Raw genomic sequence first — 19,615 nt, 5'->3', positions numbered from 1 at the left:
AACTTCATTCAGTGGGGAATTCCTTACCTCCCCACTGAATGTTAGTTGATCAGAATCAGGTATTTACGGACTGTATATCCCCCACCTTCACATATTGGTTTTTCCTCTTGTTTAGAGGTGGGGGAATTACAGACCGTTGATACGTGATAAACCCCAATTTCTTTTTATCAGCAGACTTACATCATTTTATAGCAGGATTATAAAAACCCTCACAATGCTTTAAGTGAGAGTTTTATAATCCATATTAATTTAAACGTCTATCTACTTGCCCCTGTAACTTCTTGGAAACTATCAAATAGACCTTCATAGGATTCGTTTTTAATGTCTACTATAGAATCTTGAATCATCTGCTCTATTTTTACTTGAGTCTCAACCGTACTGATACTGTTTTTCAAAATTTCGTCGCGTAATTCTTCTTTTACCTCATCAAATGTACCAATTTCCTGATCTTTTTTTTGAATATCATTCACCTTTATAATATGATACCCATAAGTCGTTTGGACCGGGTCGCTTATGTCACCTTTTTCAAGAGAAAATGCAACATTTTCAAATGGAGGCACCATGGTTCCGGCAGAAAAATATCCCAGTTCTCCACCTTCTTCTGCAGTCATTGCATCTTCAGAGTATTCTTTCGCTAGTTCAGCAAAATCTGCTCCTTGTTCAATTTGTTCTAACACTTCTTCTGCAATATCTTTATTCTGTACTAAAATATGCTGCGCACTAATTTCCTTCGTCTTTTGTTCATAAGCCTCTTCCAGTTGCTCATCCGTTATAACAACTTCATCCAATGCAGCCTCCTCTTGAAGTAAGCCTAAGTATATAACATCCTTAAATGCTTCTTCATCGGCAAATCCCTGTTGCTGGATCATTTGATCAAATTGAATACCATAATTCTCTTTTAACTTTTCTAATTCATCAGTGACTTGCTCTTCACTAACATCATATTTCTCTCCCAATACCTGTATCATTACTAATTCTTCCAAGACTTGTTTGCCGTATCGTTCTTGTAAAGCCTCATTAAGTACCTCTTCGGTTATATCCCCGTAGGACGTTTCAATAACAACTCCTTGAGTCTCTTCCTGTTGGCATGCTGTTAACATAGCTATACATAAGATTAGTCCAAAAAAGTATTTCTTCATTCGTTAGCCGCTCCAATCATTGAAGGTTATATTTTTCGAAGATATGTACATATGAGAGGAAGAACCTCTCATATGCTTACTAGTTCTCTGTAAACTGTTTAATAAGGTATTCCGTATCAGCCCATAAAGTATCATAGGCTTCCGATGAAATCACCTGACCAACTTTTTGGAATTCTAGTAGTTGTTTTAAACTTGTAAGATGTTTAACAGCCTTGTCCAATTGATTGTTTTCTTCAAAGTGCTGGATGGATGCGATGTGCGTTTCCAATGCATGAGCAGCTGTTTCATTATTAATCTCACCTTGATTAATGAAATAATCAAGTACGTCTATTAAATCTGCTGTATGACTTGGAGAAGTACCACCATCCGATCCAATCGCTTGATTAAACGTCTCCTTACCGCCTACTACCGGTAGTTGGATAAAACTTTCTCCTAAAGCGATCTCAATCGTTGCACGGTTACTGTCTGTCATAATATAATTACGATCACTTCCGGTTACAATTATTCCAATCCGGTGTCCCTCTTTGAATACATAATCTTCTGGTAGAGTTTCCCAAGTGAATCGATAACTTCTTCCTGGCTCTAACGGTTCGGAATGCTCAAGAGACTCATAGTTTTGTGCATCAAGCCAACCATGTGTCACAATCTCATATGGTGCTTCATGTGTCACCAATTCTGTCTCTTTATAGCACGCACTGTCTTGTGGTGAGCTTTCTCCCCAACACGTTACAACATCGTCAAGTGTTTGAATCCCCTCTTCTCTTGAACGATGATGGATTCTTTCGTCGGTGCCATAATCAACAATTCGGACTGACAGGTTCGTATCTTCTTTATCAACCATTGTCTGTAAATTAATTTCCGGTATACCGCTCATCCGAACATCCTCTGTAAGTTCTGGGGTTAAGAAAATTAAACGATTTTCTTTTTCAGTGAACTCATCTTCGACCGCTTGCTGTTCTGTCTGCGATGGATTATCTACAAATGTTTGTGTTTCTTCTTTGATTACAGGTGCTGTTTGTAACGTTCCTGGCAGGTCCTCTGTTGCAGGTGCTAATCTGATGTCTACATTTTCTGTATTAGCAGCAGGCCATGTTTCTTCATCCTCCCAGTTACCATCTCCTCTTTCAATTTCTACCATCGGCTCATCCATAATTCCGTTATCAATATCAAGCAGCCAATAATCAAACCAACGATGCAATGTTTCTACCCACTCAGCTCTTCTAAAATCAAATGGATCAACATGACCTGTCTGGGTAATCCAAAGTTTTCTTTGCACATCATTTTCTGCTAAAGCTAACCACCAATTGGAGAAATGATTTGCTTTCACATTATAGTCATTGATTCCATGTACAACGAAAACACTAGCATTTACCTTATCTGCATCTTTTACATAATTTCTTTCATCCCAAAAATCATTATAATCACCAGTATCATCATCGGAGGCAATTCTCATCTCTTCACGAATTGGCGCACAATCGGCGACACGCTCGCTGTTTGTTACGCGTCCAGCTAAACCACCCGGACCATTACGGTAAAAAGGAATTCCGCCATAACGGTAATAGTCATACCAACTGCTAATCGCACCAATCGGTACAATAGTTTCCAACCCTTCAATTCCTTGGGCAGCTGCTGCATTTGCCAAAGTTCCATCGTATGACTTACCAATCATACCTACTTTTCCGGTCGACCAGTCAGCTGTAACTTCATTGCCATCTTTATCCCACGCTTTTCCTTTACCATTTAACCAATCGATGGCAACTTTAATACTTTCGGTTTCTTCATACCCACCTGTCGTCGGACATCCATGGGAATTATTAGTTCCAACCATATCAACTAATACGACCGCATAGCCCCTTGGAACAAAGTAGTTGTCATAATAAAGTGGAAACATTGTATTTTCCCCAATACCATCCGGGTCTTTAATTTGGCTTTCATTTCCTCGTCCCATGCTTTCGTAATAAGGACTTGCATCCATAATTGTTGGTACTTTAATCCCTTCTTCCGTTTCCCTTGGACGCATAATATCAATGGCAATCCGATCTGGTTCACCGTTCCGATCACTATCCAGTGTTGATTCAACAAAAATAGTTTCTTTAATCGCATCTGTATAAGAATAGACAGGCTGCGTAACCCCACCTTCCATTACAACGTCCGCATTGGCAGAAACGGTTTGCTCTAAACCGTCAACATGTAAAACCGGTGTTGCAACTAAAGCTACAAAACTAACAGATAACAATAGTTTCTTTAATGCATTCTTTGTTCTAAACAAGAAGATCCCTCCATATTTACCAATTTTCATAGATTATAAGTTGTATATATTCATAGAGTATAAAATTTCCTCGTCAGCCTCACTTGAACCAAAGTTATTCTCCTGTATATCTGCACATGGAAATATCTATTTATTTTTCCAATTCTTCATATAATTGTTGAGCTTCGTTAATCAATACAACGTAAGCTTTTTCTACAACAAGTCCTTGCTTATACAATTGATTAAGAAGTATTTCAAATCCTTCAAGGTGTTTAAGCGCTTTGTCATAAGCACCACTTTGTTCAAATGTTTCTATAGACGTCAAGTGGGAAATTAAGGACCGTTTTGTAACTTCTGTTTCAAAGGTTCCAAGCTCATCAAATTGTTCCACATATTGCTTGATTGTTGCGCCGCTTATATCAGCATCGGAACAATCGCCAATATTAAAGAGTGACAGGCTGTTCGGAGCACCGAAATCTGTGATACTAGAGCTATTGCCATAACACCCTAGTACACCATTGATTGAATTGCCTACTAACACTGGTCCATAGTCACCGTACTGCTCATTAGCAGATAATTGATTGTTCTTATTGAGTATTAACCAACCATTGAAAGTGTTCGCTACTAATGTCGTATCTTTCGTAGTTTCAAAGATATACGATTGTCCATTGACTACTGATTCAATTAACTGGATGGATTCGGCTTTTTCTGATTTAATATCCCCATTAATTGTACTATTGGAAATTAGTATCGAAGCTCCATTTTCAATGATGACATCCCCAAATACTTCTATATTTTCCAGACATATTTGTCCTTCCGTAACGACTAGATCTCCCTCGTAATCTTCTGTTACAGAATGCGAACATGTTAGTTTTTCTCCTGGTATGACAGTAGCTTTAAACTCTTCTGCGTTTCCAATATTCCCAGTAGCATCAATTGCCCGATGTTCGATAAGGTGGGTATTGAAGCCAGGAATAAATTTACCGCCCCGATCCTCTTCAGTAAATGTTCTTTCAAAGGTTACAATTGAAAGTCCCCCAGTTCCAAGGTTTCCGTACGTTAATTCTTTAACATCTGTTCCGGAATGAGAGAACTTAAACGGTGTTCCTTCTGGTTGATCGGGGAATCCGTAATAGTTATACCAACCATCCTTATTTAAACGAAGCTCGCCAACAACATATCCCGGCTGGTCATCTTCAGGATTAAGTTTCATTTCAAACTCATTGAAATAAACATAATGCTCTATTCCACCTGATAATGTAGCTACCGCTTCCGACAACTCCTTAGGGGCTGTTGGTAGACCATTGTCGACTGTCCAAGAAACCGTTTCAAGGGCTGAATCAGGATTATTTGGATCTGTAACAGTTGCACTTAATTCAGAAGCCCCTGCTGGTAAACTAATTTTGCTTAGGTCAAGGAAACGGCTATTTTCAGCATCTTCTATAACATTGCCATTTAGTTGCCAAGTTACGTTCAATATACGATCGGTTGGATTAGGTGTTTCAACAAATGCGATTTCATTAAATGCAAGAGCATAGGCTGTTGCAGAATGATTGGTAAATGCGATATCCACTTCAGTCAGTTCTTGTGGTTCACCAATCGTCCATTCACGTATTTGCGTCATTCGAGGTCCATCTAAATAGTTAGGATGCCTGACAAATTCTGTCTTATCTTGAACGATTGCCTTGACGGTATCACCTACTTGTACATCTAACTTGCTTAGTTCTAGATGACGGGAATCATTTGTATCAGAAACGACTTCACCATTGATTTCCCATGTAACCTCTATTAAATGAAATCTTGGATAAATCGTATTAACAGCAAGTACTTCGTCTGCACCGATTTCCCCTTGGGGTGTCGATGTTAATGGCATCTGTCCTGTATTACGCATTCCTGTAATGCGTTGTGTCATTTGCTCTCTTGCTATTTGATCAAAATAAAATCCAGTATGTCTCATCATAGAATGTTGACTAGGACGCCATACATTTGAATTATAATACTGGCCACTTTCGTATCCATCTGGATCAGCCGCTCTTATAATTCCACCAGCTTCACTTTCTTCACCAAGCCACCGCCACCACTTAGCTTGATTCTCCATCATTTCTTCAGATGTCATGCGTGTATGATGAAAAGAATTTGGTTCTTGATCAGGATGCGCTTCTCCCGGAACACCACGGTCATAGTAAGGGTACTCATCGGCAATGTCCCCTAACGAATGTCCTAATTCATGCAATGAAACAAGGGGACCTTGTGGGCTACCACCAGTTGTTGTTGCATGAGTACCGCCAATCCCGCCATACGTGTCGGTGTTGCCAAGCGTTAGAGTTTGCACATTCTGACTATTCGCAGGGATTTCAAGTAATGGTGCAACATAGTCCTGCATAATTTCATTTCTAGCTTGGGCTCCACCACTTCCAAAAGTTACCCCTCGTGCAAGATCATCTGCCGGACACTGATTTGCATATTGCAAATTGAATACAGTATCTCTGCGCTCATTCCCATCCTCTGGATCACAACTAATTCCAGAATCTTTAGATGGCGTTTCAACCATATAAACGTTGAAATAATTTCGATAACTGCGGAACGGCTCAACACTCCACTGGACATTTTGGTTTCTGTCGACATGTTCCCGGTACTTGTCCATTTCTTCAGCTGTATATCCATCTCCAAAGATAATGAGATTTAATCGATCTTCAGCTGGTCCCGTTATTTGTAATGGGACAACATTGACATCCCCTACTTCCAATTCCCCCTCTTCATCTACAGTAGAATTTGCCTCTGTGATATTCCCAAAAACCAATATCAATACGGCGGTTAAGAGCAAGACAAAAAAGGCCTTTTGTGAGATTTGATTCTTTAATGCCATTTTGACACCCTTTCTTTCCTATTCTTTATTACCATTCGCCTGAGTCTATCTCTATAGATAGAACCTGTTTATGGCATCTTTACTCACCTCTGCTTCCGTAAGTAGGATTTTTCTAAAAAGTAATATGACTCGCCATATTCCCGAAAAACGATTTACTTAAAATAGAACATGGCGAACCAATAATTAATGACAGGTATTAATCTATCAGCCTACTGATTCAGCAAAAAATCTGTATAATCGTATAGTGCATCAGCCGCTTTTTCAGCTAACGATCCATTGTTTGAGTATTGGTCAATTAAAAGGATGAACCCTTCTAAATGTTTAACTAGCTTGTCGGCATCATTTTGTTTCTCAAACTGCTCTATTGCTGTTAAATGCGTCGTTAGTGGTCGAACTGCAGCTTCATCAACATCCCCACTATCTGCAAATAATTGGACTAAAGCTTTCAGGCTTGTCCCATTTACTTCGCTTAACAACACATCAACATCAGATGATGCTTGTTCAGCATCTGTTTCGGATGTTGCTGTGAACGTTAGCTGTGCTGGTTGCTGTTCACTTTCAGGGACTTTCACGTAAACTGGAACCTCCACTGTTTCACCAGCTTCAACTTCAATCACATGATGAAGCATCATTGTCTCCCATCCCGCATCTGTTTCTGCTTGGATTCGGACTAAGTCTGTTTCTTCACCAGTATTTGTTACGCTAAAGGTATGTTTTGCAACTTTGCCTGGTATTGCTCGTTCTGCAGAGACTGCAGCAGCTTCAACACTACGTTCAAATTCTCCAGCACTGTCTAAATGACGGACAGATACCCGGTATGAAAGCGCTCCGACATCGTCATATTTCTTATCTAGGATGTAGAAATGCAAACGATTATGCTCATCGATATACTCGCTTACGATATCTTCATCCGTCCCAGCTTTGAAAAGTGCATCTGCAAGCTGCTCTAGACCACCCTTCGAAATCATGGCGGTAGTACCGTCAGGCCGTACAAAATCCTCAATTGTTATATCCTCAGGCTTTGCATCTACTACCCAAATATTAGGCGCTGATTCGGTATTTTTCGTTTTTGCAATCAATACTCCTGAATCATGCGTAAAGGAGTCATAGCCCACTTGATCAACAACTTCAATCGTGTAGTTGTCATACCACTTAGCTCCACGTTGCATATCCGCTCTCCAGTCATCTTCTAAAGAATTAGGGGGTGTTAAATCTTCCAATTCGATGTTGATCCCCTTCAGATCATCCCGTTTAAAACCTTCACCAGATGGAACAGCTCTCGCAAGAATATCTGCAAAAATTGGTCCCGTCTCCGCTAGCTCGTCGCGATCAATGTTCAAGTACTGATTCTCAGATAGAAAGCCTTGTTTAATTTTGTTACGCAGCATATGATGTGGTGGTGTTGATCCACCTTGGATAGCCGGTATCATCCATCGTGTATGCGAGCCTCCCGGACCATTAAAACTTCCGCTGCTCATCAGTTCCCAAGAACCAGCATAAGTACGGGATACTGGATTTCCATAGGGGTTATTATAGTTATCAGCTAATCCCATCAGATGACCAAATTCATGGGCATAGGTTGCCATACCATTACTGGATCCTTGAATGGAAACATTTCTGCTTGCACTGGACCAAACAGATTTAGCTGCAAACCAAGAAGTCCAAGGCACGTAGCGTGTATTTACCCAGTTCGGTAAATCCTCACCAAGATTTGCTGGTGGACCGAATTCATCAGGAATTTCTTCTGGACTATTAAACATCATTTCACCAAATTCCTGCCAAACTCCCGTCTCGGCATATCCAGAATGCAAAATAAATATAAAGTCATAGTCGATTCCTGATGCATCTAAATCTGCCTGAGCTTTATTGACTGCCTCTGATCTTAAAGTCATCGGCGAATATCCTGGAGGTATAAATTCTTGCTGGTTGAATTCATTCAAACCGTATTGGAACTCTTTTCCATCCATCATATAGGGGCCATAAGCATCAAGATCTACCTGCCACTTTCCGTTTGAATTTTCCATCCAAAAATCGCTAATCGTACGGTAATTATTTAATGACTGTGGTGTGTTCAGATAGTCCAGCCAAAACTGCGGCAGCTCTTCTCTTGGAACGTTACCAATCTGTGGATTTCCAGCCGGATCTGTACCCTCGGGCTTTGTTACGACAAATTCCAGGTCAGAAAACTCTACTAAAACTAAAGCCCCTTTCAATTCCCTCTCCGGTTCGACATCTACTTCATCCCAGTTCAAGCCAGGTACAGGATTGAAATCATCCCAGGTCATATCTCGAGGAAGTTCCCAACTCTCTATATCTACCGGATCGGGAAAGGCATCCAGGCCGTTCGGTGCAGCAAATACCAAAGGAGAAAATGTAATTAGAAATACTAACATTAATAGAAATGAGCGTTTTACTAATTTCATATTAGTAACCTCCACGGACGACGGGGGTTCTTAAGTATCCCCATCTCTCAAATTGTATTTTTAATAGAACCTTATCAAAGAGTAATAGCGATGCTGAACAAGAAAGTAAAGAGCAACCTAATAGTTCTTATCTATCAATATATCAACGTCATGCTGCAAAATATCAAAAACTTCTTTTGTCATATGATCAGAATGGTAGTTCAACAGTAATTTAAACCCAGCTAGATGTTTACTTGCCTTATTTGTTTCACCTTTTTCTTCAAAAAGTTCGACAGCTGTCAAATGTGTTTGCAATTGACGGACTGCAGTGGGATCAGTGATTGACCCTTCATCTTCATAATAGTTAATAAGATCTTTTATTTGCTTTATACTAGTTGGCTCCTCCGTAATATCACCAACGAGCGGCAATGATAAATAGCTTTGCTCTGGATATATCGATATAGTTGTTCCTGGTTGTGGACGAATCGTATACTCGTAGTCACTGGATATAAGAACTAGACCGATTCGGTGTCCTTCTGCCACGTCATAATCTGTAGGCTGCATATTCCAAGTAAATGTATATGGCTTATCTGGTGTTATGGCTACAGATTGTGAATCCGATTGTAAGTTTTGCGGATCCATCCAGCCACGTGTAATGATCCGGCTACTCTCATCCGGTCCATAATCAACGAGTAAGGCGGTAAGATTTGCTACAGGGCGATCTATGCTCGCCTTAACCGAAACAACCGGGGTACCACTAATGCGGTAAGCGTTCGTTAGTTCAGGCGTAACATATGCTTGCCTATTCTCCATGTCCTCCAATGGATTTTGCACCAATGTTTGTGCTCTAATGGACGAATCATCAATTACTTGATAAGAAGTATTTGTATCACTAACAGGACGGTGACTTAAATTCCCCGACTCCGTACTCCCAGAAGTAAGATACAATGCTGTATCTCGGACGTCCTCATGCGGCCATGCGTTTTCTGTCACCCAGCTGCGGTCTTCCTTCTGTTTATCAACCATAGGCTCGTCCATAATTCCATTTTCAATATCATAGAGCCAGTAATCGAACCATTTGTTCAGGGTTATCAGCCATTCCTCATTTCTAAAGCTATACGGGCTTGAATGTCCGTGCTGATGAATCCATAGCTTTCTTGGCACATCATGCTTTTCAAGTTCTTCCCACCACTGGGTAAATTGTTTAGTCTTTACATTCCAATCATTTAGTCCATGCACAACAAACACACTTGCTTTAATATTTTCTACTCCATTTAAATAATTTCGCTCATTCCAAAATTCGTTATAATCTCCTGTTATTCGGTCTTGTTCCTCCTCAATTTGATTCATCAGATCAAGGCAAACCTCAGGATTGTTACGAGTTAGGACCGCTCTCGCAAGTGAATCTGCATCCTCCCCTTGGTAGCCTCCTGGAGCAACAACCGCACCGTTTGAACGGTAGTAGTCATACCAACTACTAATAGCACCAATTGGAACAATCGTTTCTAATCCTTCAACCCCTGTTGTAGCTACCCCATTCGGTAAGGTCCCATTGTAGGAAACTCCTGTCATACCGACTTTCCCCGTCGACCAATCAGCAGTTATTTCTTCGCCGTCTGCATCAAAAGCTGAAGCACGTCCATTCAACCAATCGATTACCGCTCTAGTCGCTAGCACTTCCTGCATATCCCCTGATGTTGGGCAACCATTGGACATACCGCTACCAATACTTTCAGCAAGAATGACAGCATATCCTCTTGGCAAGAAATAGTCATCATAATACCCCGGCAAATCTGCGGCGTAAGGCTTACCACCAATAGGGTTAGGATTAATCGGGGTCAACTCTACATCTACATTGTGAAAATCAATTGGATTCAGACCTGCACGATAAGGACTTATTTCATAAATAACAGGAACTTTTAATCCTTCTTCCGTTTCCTTTGGTCGAATAACGTCAGCCCTAATCCGATCATTTTCTCCGTCCCCATCACTATCAACCTCTGTTTCGATAAACACTCTCTCAACAATAGCTTCTTCTTTGGAAAAAACCGGTTGAGTCATACCTTCTTCTACTACAATCATCGGGGGTTCAACAGTTGACTCCTCTGCTATATTAGCACCGAGAATCATTGGAAGAATTAAAACTAATAAAAAAAATGGTATGAGTTTTTTCATATCTTCAACTCCAATCCGATAGATATAACTCCATCCACCTAATCTAGTCTTAAATACTAACTTGCCAATCTTGGAAATGATCGTTTGAAACAGTTGAGAAAGCGCCATCATTCAATAGTGAAGAGGACTCCGTGAGATTTAACCATAATACTTAAAATGACACGTGGGACGACCAGCCAAATAACGGATAACTCTTTTTACAACAAAAAAGTCTACTCACCTCCCATTCGTTTAGTAAAGGCTCATAGATGTCAATTATTTTCCGTTCTGTAGTTTTTCTTACTCAATTCTGTCCCAACTAAAAGTCTATCCCCCTTTCAAATATATCAAGATGTATTTCCATATTGTTGGAATCTTGTATATAATCTAACATTTATTGACTCCTTTGTCGACTAATTGTTTGGATTATTCATACTAAATGAACAAAAACTACTATCTATATGCATGAGTTTACTTCCCGGATAAGGGGATGAACCTATACTAAAATTGATAAAAGAATAGCAATTAGTAAAATCCCTCAGTTAAAAGGATCGTCATCAAACACAAAAGTTTATGGACGAGCATGCAACATAAAGAAGGGCAATAGTAAGTGCACTACTCCCCTAGTCTGTTACTTTTGGATCTGTTAATGTTTCTTTTCTTGTTTTATCCAACATCCGTACAGTTTGCCAAATCGTTATAAACGCATAAAGCATCAATAACAATCCAGGAAGAATTAACAGAAGTGCTGCACCTTCTTTCGTATTCGCAAAGCTAACAACATAACCGGCATAAGGAACGGTGACTCCTGTATATTCTCCGATAATATTTTCAGCGAGGACAGGCTCACGATCGACACCATCATTGGCATCTCCTTTTGTTATATACGTTTGACCCTCACTACCGACTTCCTCTATCCGGTGGGTTACCAACACTTCTTCTTCCGTAAGAAAAGTGACAATATCGCCTTCTTGAAACCGAGTCGTATCGCCTCCAGTTTTAACAAATATGATCGATCCGGTTTTTATTCCAGGTTCCATCGACCCTGATAAAACGGAATTAATTTGATAGCCCAAAATTGTTGAATTTCCTTCCGACATCTTTGAATTTACCACTAAGACCATCGTTAAAATTAACACAGCAGTTAATAACATGGATACCATAAAATTTAAGTATTTATACCACTTTTTCTGCTTCAACATCATCACCTCAGGTATGCAGATTCGAATCTTTTTAAGCTTCCGACTTTAGTTTGATGGGTCATCATCAATTACTTCTTCATTTATTCCATTAACATCTTTTTCTTCAATTTCCCCGTCCTCATCTAGCTCTTCTTGTATCTCATTCACTGCGTTTTCCAATGTCTCCTCTTCTGCCGCTATTTCTTCCTTATTTTCGTTGTCCATAGCCTCCTCCTCTGTTTCTGCCATTTCATCTGTAGCCGCTTCTTCATTATCATTTACATCATCAGAATCTCTTTTCTCTTGGACTGTGATCTCAGCTGCAAATGTTGTTTCAACTGTCTGCTCTTGATAAAAATAAGCATAGGTCGGTAAGTTAATATGATAAACACAGATAAATAATAGATAAATAATAATAAAGACTTTTAACACAATGTTTATCAATTTTACATCCTTTTTAAAAATATGAAACATCTTATTCACTCACCTTCATTTGCTAACCCTTTGAAAAAATGAGGCTGGGACATAACATCACGCTTCTCGATGAGCAGTTATGCCCGAGCCCGACTGGTATCTCTCTATCTTACAAGATATTCTGTATAATCTATTAACGCCTGATATGCTTTTTCTGACAGCAAACCATTATCTGCAAATTGATTCAGAAGAACAAGGAACCCTTCTGCATGTTTTGCAACTTTGTCATTTTTCCCCTCATCTTCAAATTGTTCAAGTGAAGTTAAATGTATTTTTAAAGTACGGGCTGCAGATTCATCAACATCACCGTTCTCATTAAACAGATCAAATAATTTGTTGATACTTGCAGCACTAATGTCGCTTAGTAAGTAGTCGACATCAGTTACTGTTTGCTCAGAATCTGTTTCAGAAGTCGCGGTAACCGTAAGTGTTGATGGAATTTCAACCCCCTCAGGCACTTGGACGTATACTGGAAATTGAATTGTTTCACCAGCTTCGACTTCTATCACATTTTGTTCAATTTTCGTATCCCAGCCAGCATCTGTGTCTGCTTGGATTCGGAAAAGATCGGTTGTTTCTCCAGTATTTGTCACGTTAAAGTAGTGAGTTGCAATCTTACCAGGTACAGCACGCTCCGCTTCCCCAATTTCCGCAGTCACACCGCGTTCAAAGTCGCCAGCTCCATCGAGATGACGTACCGAGACACGATAGGACATGACGCCATCTTCATCATACTTCTTATCTAAGATATAGAAATGCAGGCGGTTATGCTCATCCACGTACTCACTGTTTATCCCATCACCTGTTCCAGCCTTAAATAAAGCATCTGCTAACTGACGATAGTCTCCGAGAGAATACATAGCTTCTGTACCATCCGGTCGAATGAAGTCGACTTGCTCAATATCTTCATCATTAGCATCGATTACCCAGATGTTTGGTGCAGATTCTTCATTCTTAGTTTTGGCCATCAATACTCCTGAATCCGGTGTAAAGGAATCGTAGCCAACACGATCAACTACTTCAATCGTGTAGTTGTCATACCATTTAGCACCACGCTGCATATCTGCTCGCCAGTCGTCACGCAGAGAGTTCGGTGGCGTTAAGTCCTCCATCTCGATATTGATGCCATGGATGCCAGTCCGGCCAAATTCCTCTCCTATCGGTACAGCACGTGCAATAATGTCTGTAAAAATTGGACCAGTTTCAGCAAGCTCATCACGCTCTACGTTTAGATACTGATCTTCATCTAAAATGCCTTGTTTGATCTTATTACGCAGCATATGGTGGGAAGGTGCAGAGCCACCAAGTGTTGGCATAACCATCCAACGCGTATGTGGACCACCCGGACCATTAAAGCTTCCACGACTCATAAGCTCCCATGGACCTGAATAAGTGCGTGAAACTGGATCTCCATAAGGATTATTATAGTTATCCAGTAATTCCATGATGTGCCCGAATTCATGTGCGAACGTACCCATTCCATCATTTTCCCCTTGTACGGAAATCCCGTTCCTTATATTTGCATGGGACCAGATGGACTTTGCCGCAAACCATGAAGTCCAAGGTACATAACGGGTATAAGCCCAATTTTGCGAAATTTCCAGGTCAGCAGGAGGACCAAATTCGCCAGTAACAGCATCTCTGTCCATGAACATCATTTCTCCGAATTCCTGCCATACACCGGATTGATCGTAGGCTGCGTGAAGAATAAATATAAAATCATATTCTTCACCTGATGCATCAAGGTCTGCCTGAGCAAGATCTAATGCATCACGCTGTATATTTCGCGACTGATACCCTGGTGGCATTGAGTTTCCATAGGATAAACCATATTGAAACTCCCGCCCGTCCACACGATAAGGTCCAAAAGCATCTAGATCAACCCCCCATTTACCATAAGAGTTTTCTTTCCAATACTCATCAATGGTCCGATAATTATTTAACGGCTGTGGAGTGTTTAAGAAATCCTCATAAAATTGACCTAACTCTTCTCGAGGAATGTCTCCAATTCCGATTGGATTTCCAGCAAGATCCGAACCTTCTGGTAAACTCGCAACAAAATCTTGGTCAGCAAAATCTACAAGTACTAAGGCTCCCTTTATTAAACGCTCCGGTTCCCCTGATGCTTCATTCCAGTTAATACCAGGAACTGACTTGTAGTCATCCCATACCATATCTTCTGGTAAAGTCCATGAATTGGTATCTACTGGATCGGGAAATGAATCCAGTCCAGAGGGTGCAGCTAACACGTTTGGCGTGTTTAACAAAAGCAAGGCAGCGGTCACAATGAATGACTTTTTGACTAATTTCAACTTGCTCTCCCCAATCTTTAACAAAATAAAATTAACAAGACATTTTCAGCAAACAATACATTTCATAGATTGCTAGATTATTTTTGGCTTCCTGGGTTTTGAGTCGCAACGAACGTCCATTTTAAATCTAAGGAATCACCCTGGAACTCGTTTTGATCTTCACCATTATCAACAAAATTAAATTTAACTACGAAATCATCCAATGAATTAACCGGCAGTCCTTTTTCACCGAGAGCAGGATAAAAAATATGTTGGTTAATAGCATCTGGTGTCATTTCTTTTAATTCTGCTAAAGTAGTTCGATAAATAACCTCGTCCAATTTATCCACATTGTATAAAAATTCAACTTCGATATGTTTTGCAAAATCTTCGGTATTGTTATTATGTGCGTCATGCACCGTATAGTCCGTTTCCAGTGTAACCTTTTCAATATCTAGACTACCGTTGTTTACTAGTTCAAAACTGCGAATTATTGAATCACCAGGCGCTAAGTTTTCAACCTCAACAATTGTTGATGGATTTACTGATAGATCCAATGTACCCGCGGCAAATGTATTGTTTGTTACTTCCGTTGAACTGAAATAAGCAAAAGTCCCTCCAGCAATGAGTGTAATCCCCAATACAGCGGACATCGCCGCCATCCCTAACTTTTTCTTGATATCCATTTGTACTCCTCCTAAAATTTTCTATCATTTCCCCATCTATTATGTTAAGTAGCTCTTGCTGCAGTACCATACGTCTCTTCAGCAACAGAAAAAGCTATTGCTTTCCAAATATCACTAATAAACGATAAAAGCGGCCAAATGACAAGATGACGTATGTATTTTGACACAAAAAAAACACTATTCACCCCCAATCTTCTCGTTTTAGGTTCATAGATGTATTTTTATAACATTTGCTGAATAAAATTATAGCAGATTTTACAGAATAGTATACAGTTTTCGAAAAATTGATTCTAATTTACTAGTTTCGACAACTAGCATAAGGAATAAAGAAGGTTTTCCATATAGTTATTAGTGCCTGGTCATTTTTATTAACTTTTGTCAAATTTTATCAAAAACTAGATACTTGTCCTTGTCTACTTTCGCCCGACTTGATAGACTTACCTATCCATAGTTTTTACTGCCAAGCCTGTAGCTGTAAAGGAATCTCACCAGTTATTGGACATGCCGGGCACGCAAGAAAAAAGCTTTCTTTTTCCATACTCTCAACGTTCCAATCTATCAAATCTACTTAACAATTATCTCTAGCAATAGATGTATAATAAAATTTCTCCAACAACAGGCTCGACAATATTCGCTAACAATACCGAATAATGTCGAACGATTTTTAGAGGAAAAACTTCAATTCCCCTTTACTTTCCGCTAATAATTTCCTATATTGTAAATAACGGGATATGCTTATAGTCCTAAAAAAATTAACACCCCACTTCCTTTAGACTCACTTCACCCCTTTTTGCTGTTAATAGTCGATTATAAGTATAAATACATATAAGGGAGATAATATCATGTCAAAAAAGCAGCAATTTACGTTTGAGGAAATCTTTGAACAAAATGAACGCCGCATACACTATCATCTCCACAAGTTAAACATCCGAGACCCCCACCATGAATTTTTCCAAGAAGGTTTAATTGGAATGTGGAAAGCTTATGAAAAGTATCAACCAAATAAAGGTCCGCTAGGTACGTATTTCAATTTCATGATTCGCAATCGCCTGATTGATTCGATTCGAAAAGAAAGTCGGAGAATGGAAAAAGAGGTGCTTGCCTCTAAAGACGAAGAAGGAGCATTCGATACAGAAATATTCCATAAGGCAAACAATGCAACCCACGAGGAATCAAGTTTAGACGAACATTTAAAACATAACTCCGATCTTTGGAAACACATCAGAGACTTATTAACGGAGAACCAATGGAAATGGCTAAAGTATTATGTAATTGAGGATCTGACAATAAAAGAAATTGCAAAACAAGAAGAGGCCTCTATTGAAGCAGTGAAAGGCTGGGCGAAAGAGGCGAGGAGGAAACTGAGGAAGGACACGGATTTGGAGAAATTGATTAAAAATAATTTGGAGCCGTAAAAACGTTATAGAGAGAGCCCAGATTCATAGAATGGAACACATTCGATGAAGGGAAGCAATTGAATCTAATGCTTCCCTTGATTTCTTTTACATGCTTACCGTCAAAATGAGGATAAGTTTTGCAGTCAATTTCCGGGCAATCAGTTACGGCATTAACAATAAACACCCGATAATAGCCCAAAACTTCAAAAGATGTACAAAATACCTCAATAGAACGGTACCAATCACCGTATAGGGGATTGGAAAATTGCATTCATACAAATATACCCAATAAAGTTTTAAAAGCAGTGGTTTTTATTCAAAATTATTTAAAATCAAAGGTTCCTTCATTCTCTGCAACATCAATGCCACCAAATATTTGACCTAATGCAATACATATCTCCGCTGCAACGATAAGCGGAATCATATAAGATATCCCAGTCAACAAATGTTTTTTAATTACAAAACCAACCTTTTTCACCATTTCCCCTGCTATTTAGTTGCAGCATTTAATTCCATTTCTATATTCTTCACAAGTGCTTTTGGCGACTTCATTGCAATATGCGTAGGAATCCAAATTACTTTTTTGTCTTTAAATCTTTCCCTCCCTGATATGCTGATATCCGTTGCTATAATCACAACATCTGCATCTGTAATTTCTTTAGTTGTTAATTCATCTTCAGTTCCAATTTTTCTCTGCGTTTCAATTATCACGATATATCCAGCTTCCTGTGCGGCTTTCACCAGCTTTTCTTTTGCTAAATAAGTGTGTGCTATCCCTGCTGTATAAGCCGCTACTTCGACAAATTTCATACATATGCCTCCTTGAAATAAACCACTTTTTATTAACTGCCTGAAACATTTCCTAATTTCCTTTTTGTAAGGCTCGAATAATCTCCTCTGCACTGTCTGCATTTTTCACCTGATGACAAACTTCTTCATTTGCCAATGAACCTGCAATTTTAGCTGGCTCATTGTATAATTAAGTGCAACAGCTAAAAAATAGAAAGCCATCGTGTTCCACGTATAGTTTAGGTTGACTAATATGCATTTTGGGAGCGTGGAACGAATGAACGTCACAATGGAATGATACGAAGATTCATTAAGAAAGGGCAGCCAATCCATACGTATGCGGATGACCAAATTGCTGATGTGGAAGATTGGATGAACACGCTCACCCGGAATATTAGACTATCAAATACCGGCCGAAACGTTCTTGAATTTGTTGATTATGTGACCTAATCCACACAATCAACAAATTCAAGAAAACCCCTATATAGTGGAATCACAAAGGTGTTGCACCTAATATTACAATTTAAGTACGAATAGTTTACTTAAATTAGTAGCAAATAAAGGTAAACTGTTTAATATTTCCATCACGGCATACTTGTATTAGATATTGTAAAATAGGAATTATTAATAGAACAGACAAATGTGTAAAGTGATTAATGGTTTCTATAATAAAAAAGAAATGTTTTAAATCAAATGAATAATTTTTTAGCTGATGTATAATATAGCAATATTTTCTTAAAAGGAGCGCTTATTTATGATGAAAGCACAGCGAATAAATGCAATATTAGAATATGTAAAAGAAAAAGAATCTGTATCACTTGATGAACTTGTTGAGCGGTTTGGTATGTCTAAAAATACAATTCGCCGGGATGTTCAAGAGCTGGTTGATGATGGAAAAATGGTGAAGGTTTACGGCGGAGTGTCGATTTCTCAGCCCCTAACCGTTCCTTATCAAGACCGTAAAGTCAAACAATTCCACGAAAAGCAGAAGCTTGCAAAATTAGCGGCGGAATTTATTAAGGATGGAGATATTATTTTTATTGATTCCGGGACTACTACCGTGGAACTGCTGGATTTTATCAAGTATAAAAATCTTACCATCGTCACCAACAATCTTGATTTTACTTTAGATGCCAGCGCTTATCCGAATTTAAATATTTATTCAACTGGCGGTGTTTTCGAACGCTCTACCAGATCCTATGTCGGAACAGAGAGTGCAGAAGTTATTCAAAAATATAATTTTAATAAAGCTTTCATGGCTTCAACAGGTCTCTCACTGGATAAAGGAATAACCAATTCCTCCCCATTAGAAACGCAGGTAAAAGCAAAAGTGATAAAAAAAAGCGAGCAGGTATTTATTCTTGTAGATTATACAAAATTTGATAAGTATGCACTAACGACTTATTGTGATTTTGATGACATTGATTATTTGATAACGGATCAGGAACCTCCGCAAGCATATATCAAACATAGTAAACAGAATCAATATGAAGTGATTTTTCCAAGGTAATTTTATACGGGTCTGTATATAAAATGGATATGCAGAAGAATTGCATTTTTGGGGTAAACTCTTTAATACAAAATAAAACCTCACACCGTGAAAAAACGCACAATCATCACGAAGTTTCTCTGTTTATATTCCATGTGCTCGAAGCAGTGTGATGAATATAACTAACAAAGAGGTGTAACGAATGGAAAAAGTGATTGTAGTATGTGAAGCAGGAATAACAACAAGTTTACTGGTAAGAAAATTAAATGACCTTGCTCAAGAAAAAGAACAAGATATCGATATTCAATCAAAAAGTCTGGAAGAAGGCTTGGACTATATTAAAGAACATGATGTAGATGTTGTGCTATTAGGACCACAAATTCATCAGAGTGCTAAAAACTATGAAGTGTCAACTAATGCAAAAGTTGCTAAAATTTCAGTTGAAGACTACAACACCATGAATGTTTACAGCATTTTTGAGCAGATAAGCGAGGCGTAA

Annotated in this window: 15 protein-coding genes and 1 pseudogene; 4 read left to right on the top strand and 12 right to left on the bottom strand. The window is 39.1% G+C overall.

The genetic code is table 11. The annotated features are described in order from the left end of the window. Positions 1 to 257: 257 nt before the first annotated feature. The 10 genes from IEX94_RS11760 to IEX94_RS20020 form a co-directional block, all read right to left on the bottom strand. The gene (locus IEX94_RS11760) at positions 258 to 1,139 is read right to left on the bottom strand and encodes a peptidylprolyl isomerase (protein ID WP_188857638.1); all 882 of its coding nucleotides are present in this window, start codon (positions 1,137 to 1,139) and stop codon (positions 258 to 260) included. 79 nt (positions 1,140 to 1,218) lie between these two features. Then, the gene (locus tag IEX94_RS11755) at positions 1,219 to 3,408 is read right to left on the bottom strand and encodes a Xaa-Pro dipeptidyl-peptidase (protein WP_229782693.1); all 2,190 of its coding nucleotides are present in this window, start codon (positions 3,406 to 3,408) and stop codon (positions 1,219 to 1,221) included. Between the two features lie 130 nt (positions 3,409 to 3,538). Then, positions 3,539 to 6,253: a M64 family metallopeptidase gene (locus IEX94_RS11750; RefSeq protein ID WP_188857633.1), complete on the bottom strand. Its 2,715-nt coding sequence runs from the start codon at positions 6,251 to 6,253 to the stop codon at positions 3,539 to 3,541. Between the two features lie 209 nt (positions 6,254 to 6,462). Continuing rightward, positions 6,463 to 8,676 (bottom strand): M6 family metalloprotease domain-containing protein, encoded by a 2,214-nt coding sequence (locus tag IEX94_RS11745; protein WP_188857631.1) that lies wholly within the window; start codon positions 8,674 to 8,676, stop codon positions 6,463 to 6,465. 117 nt (positions 8,677 to 8,793) lie between these two features. Next, positions 8,794 to 10,830 carry a Xaa-Pro dipeptidyl-peptidase gene (locus IEX94_RS11740; RefSeq protein ID WP_188857656.1) on the bottom strand — a complete coding sequence of 679 codons (2,037 nt, stop codon included), beginning with the start codon at positions 10,828 to 10,830 and terminating at the stop codon, positions 8,794 to 8,796. Between the two features lie 602 nt (positions 10,831 to 11,432). Continuing rightward, on the bottom strand, positions 11,433 to 12,011 hold the full coding sequence (gene sipW / locus IEX94_RS11735) for a signal peptidase I SipW (protein ID WP_308425596.1): 579 nt from the start codon (positions 12,009 to 12,011) through the stop codon (positions 11,433 to 11,435). 45 nt (positions 12,012 to 12,056) lie between these two features. Beyond that, positions 12,057 to 12,464, bottom strand: coding sequence for a hypothetical protein (locus IEX94_RS11730; RefSeq protein WP_156857880.1), 408 nt, complete (start codon positions 12,462 to 12,464; stop codon positions 12,057 to 12,059). 104 nt (positions 12,465 to 12,568) lie between these two features. Next, positions 12,569 to 14,776 carry a M6 family metalloprotease domain-containing protein gene (locus IEX94_RS11725; protein ID WP_156857879.1) on the bottom strand — a complete coding sequence of 736 codons (2,208 nt, stop codon included), beginning with the start codon at positions 14,774 to 14,776 and terminating at the stop codon, positions 12,569 to 12,571. Between the two features lie 77 nt (positions 14,777 to 14,853). Further along, positions 14,854 to 15,441 (bottom strand): CalY family protein, encoded by a 588-nt coding sequence (locus IEX94_RS11720; RefSeq protein WP_188857628.1) that lies wholly within the window; start codon positions 15,439 to 15,441, stop codon positions 14,854 to 14,856. A gap of 44 nt (positions 15,442 to 15,485) precedes the next feature. Then, positions 15,486 to 15,608, bottom strand: a complete 123-nt coding sequence (locus IEX94_RS20020; protein WP_268239591.1) for a hypothetical protein — start codon at positions 15,606 to 15,608, stop codon at positions 15,486 to 15,488. A 675-nt stretch (positions 15,609 to 16,283) separates the two neighbouring features. Between IEX94_RS20020 and IEX94_RS11715 the strand changes: the two genes are divergently transcribed. Further along, positions 16,284 to 16,856: a sigma-70 family RNA polymerase sigma factor gene (locus IEX94_RS11715; protein ID WP_188857626.1), complete on the top strand. Its 573-nt coding sequence runs from the start codon at positions 16,284 to 16,286 to the stop codon at positions 16,854 to 16,856. Between the two features lie 304 nt (positions 16,857 to 17,160). Here the strand turns inward: IEX94_RS11715 and IEX94_RS11710 are convergent, their stop codons facing one another. Then, the gene (locus tag IEX94_RS11710; RefSeq protein ID WP_229782692.1) at positions 17,161 to 17,319 is read right to left on the bottom strand and encodes a hypothetical protein; all 159 of its coding nucleotides are present in this window, start codon (positions 17,317 to 17,319) and stop codon (positions 17,161 to 17,163) included. Between the two features lie 8 nt (positions 17,320 to 17,327). Further along, on the bottom strand, positions 17,328 to 17,648 hold the full coding sequence (locus IEX94_RS11705; protein WP_188857624.1) for a PTS fructose transporter subunit IIB: 321 nt from the start codon (positions 17,646 to 17,648) through the stop codon (positions 17,328 to 17,330). Between the two features lie 231 nt (positions 17,649 to 17,879). Here IEX94_RS11705 and IEX94_RS11700 point away from each other — a divergent pair. The 3 genes and pseudogenes from IEX94_RS11700 to IEX94_RS11690 all read left to right on the top strand — a co-directional run. Continuing rightward, a pseudogene (locus IEX94_RS11700) lies at positions 17,880 to 18,077 on the top strand (IS30 family transposase); the annotation flags it as partial. A gap of 304 nt (positions 18,078 to 18,381) precedes the next feature. Then, the gene (locus tag IEX94_RS11695; RefSeq protein WP_188857619.1) at positions 18,382 to 19,137 is read left to right on the top strand and encodes a DeoR/GlpR family DNA-binding transcription regulator; all 756 of its coding nucleotides are present in this window, start codon (positions 18,382 to 18,384) and stop codon (positions 19,135 to 19,137) included. Positions 19,138 to 19,318: 181 nt separating this feature from the next. Continuing rightward, positions 19,319 to 19,615: a PTS sugar transporter subunit IIB gene (locus IEX94_RS11690; protein WP_188857616.1), complete on the top strand. Its 297-nt coding sequence runs from the start codon at positions 19,319 to 19,321 to the stop codon at positions 19,613 to 19,615.

The sequence above is a fragment of the Oceanobacillus indicireducens genome, from assembly GCF_014647195.1.
GTDB lineage: Bacteria > Bacillota > Bacilli > Bacillales > Amphibacillaceae > Oceanobacillus > Oceanobacillus indicireducens.
This window is presented reverse-complemented; position numbering and strand designations above follow the sequence as displayed.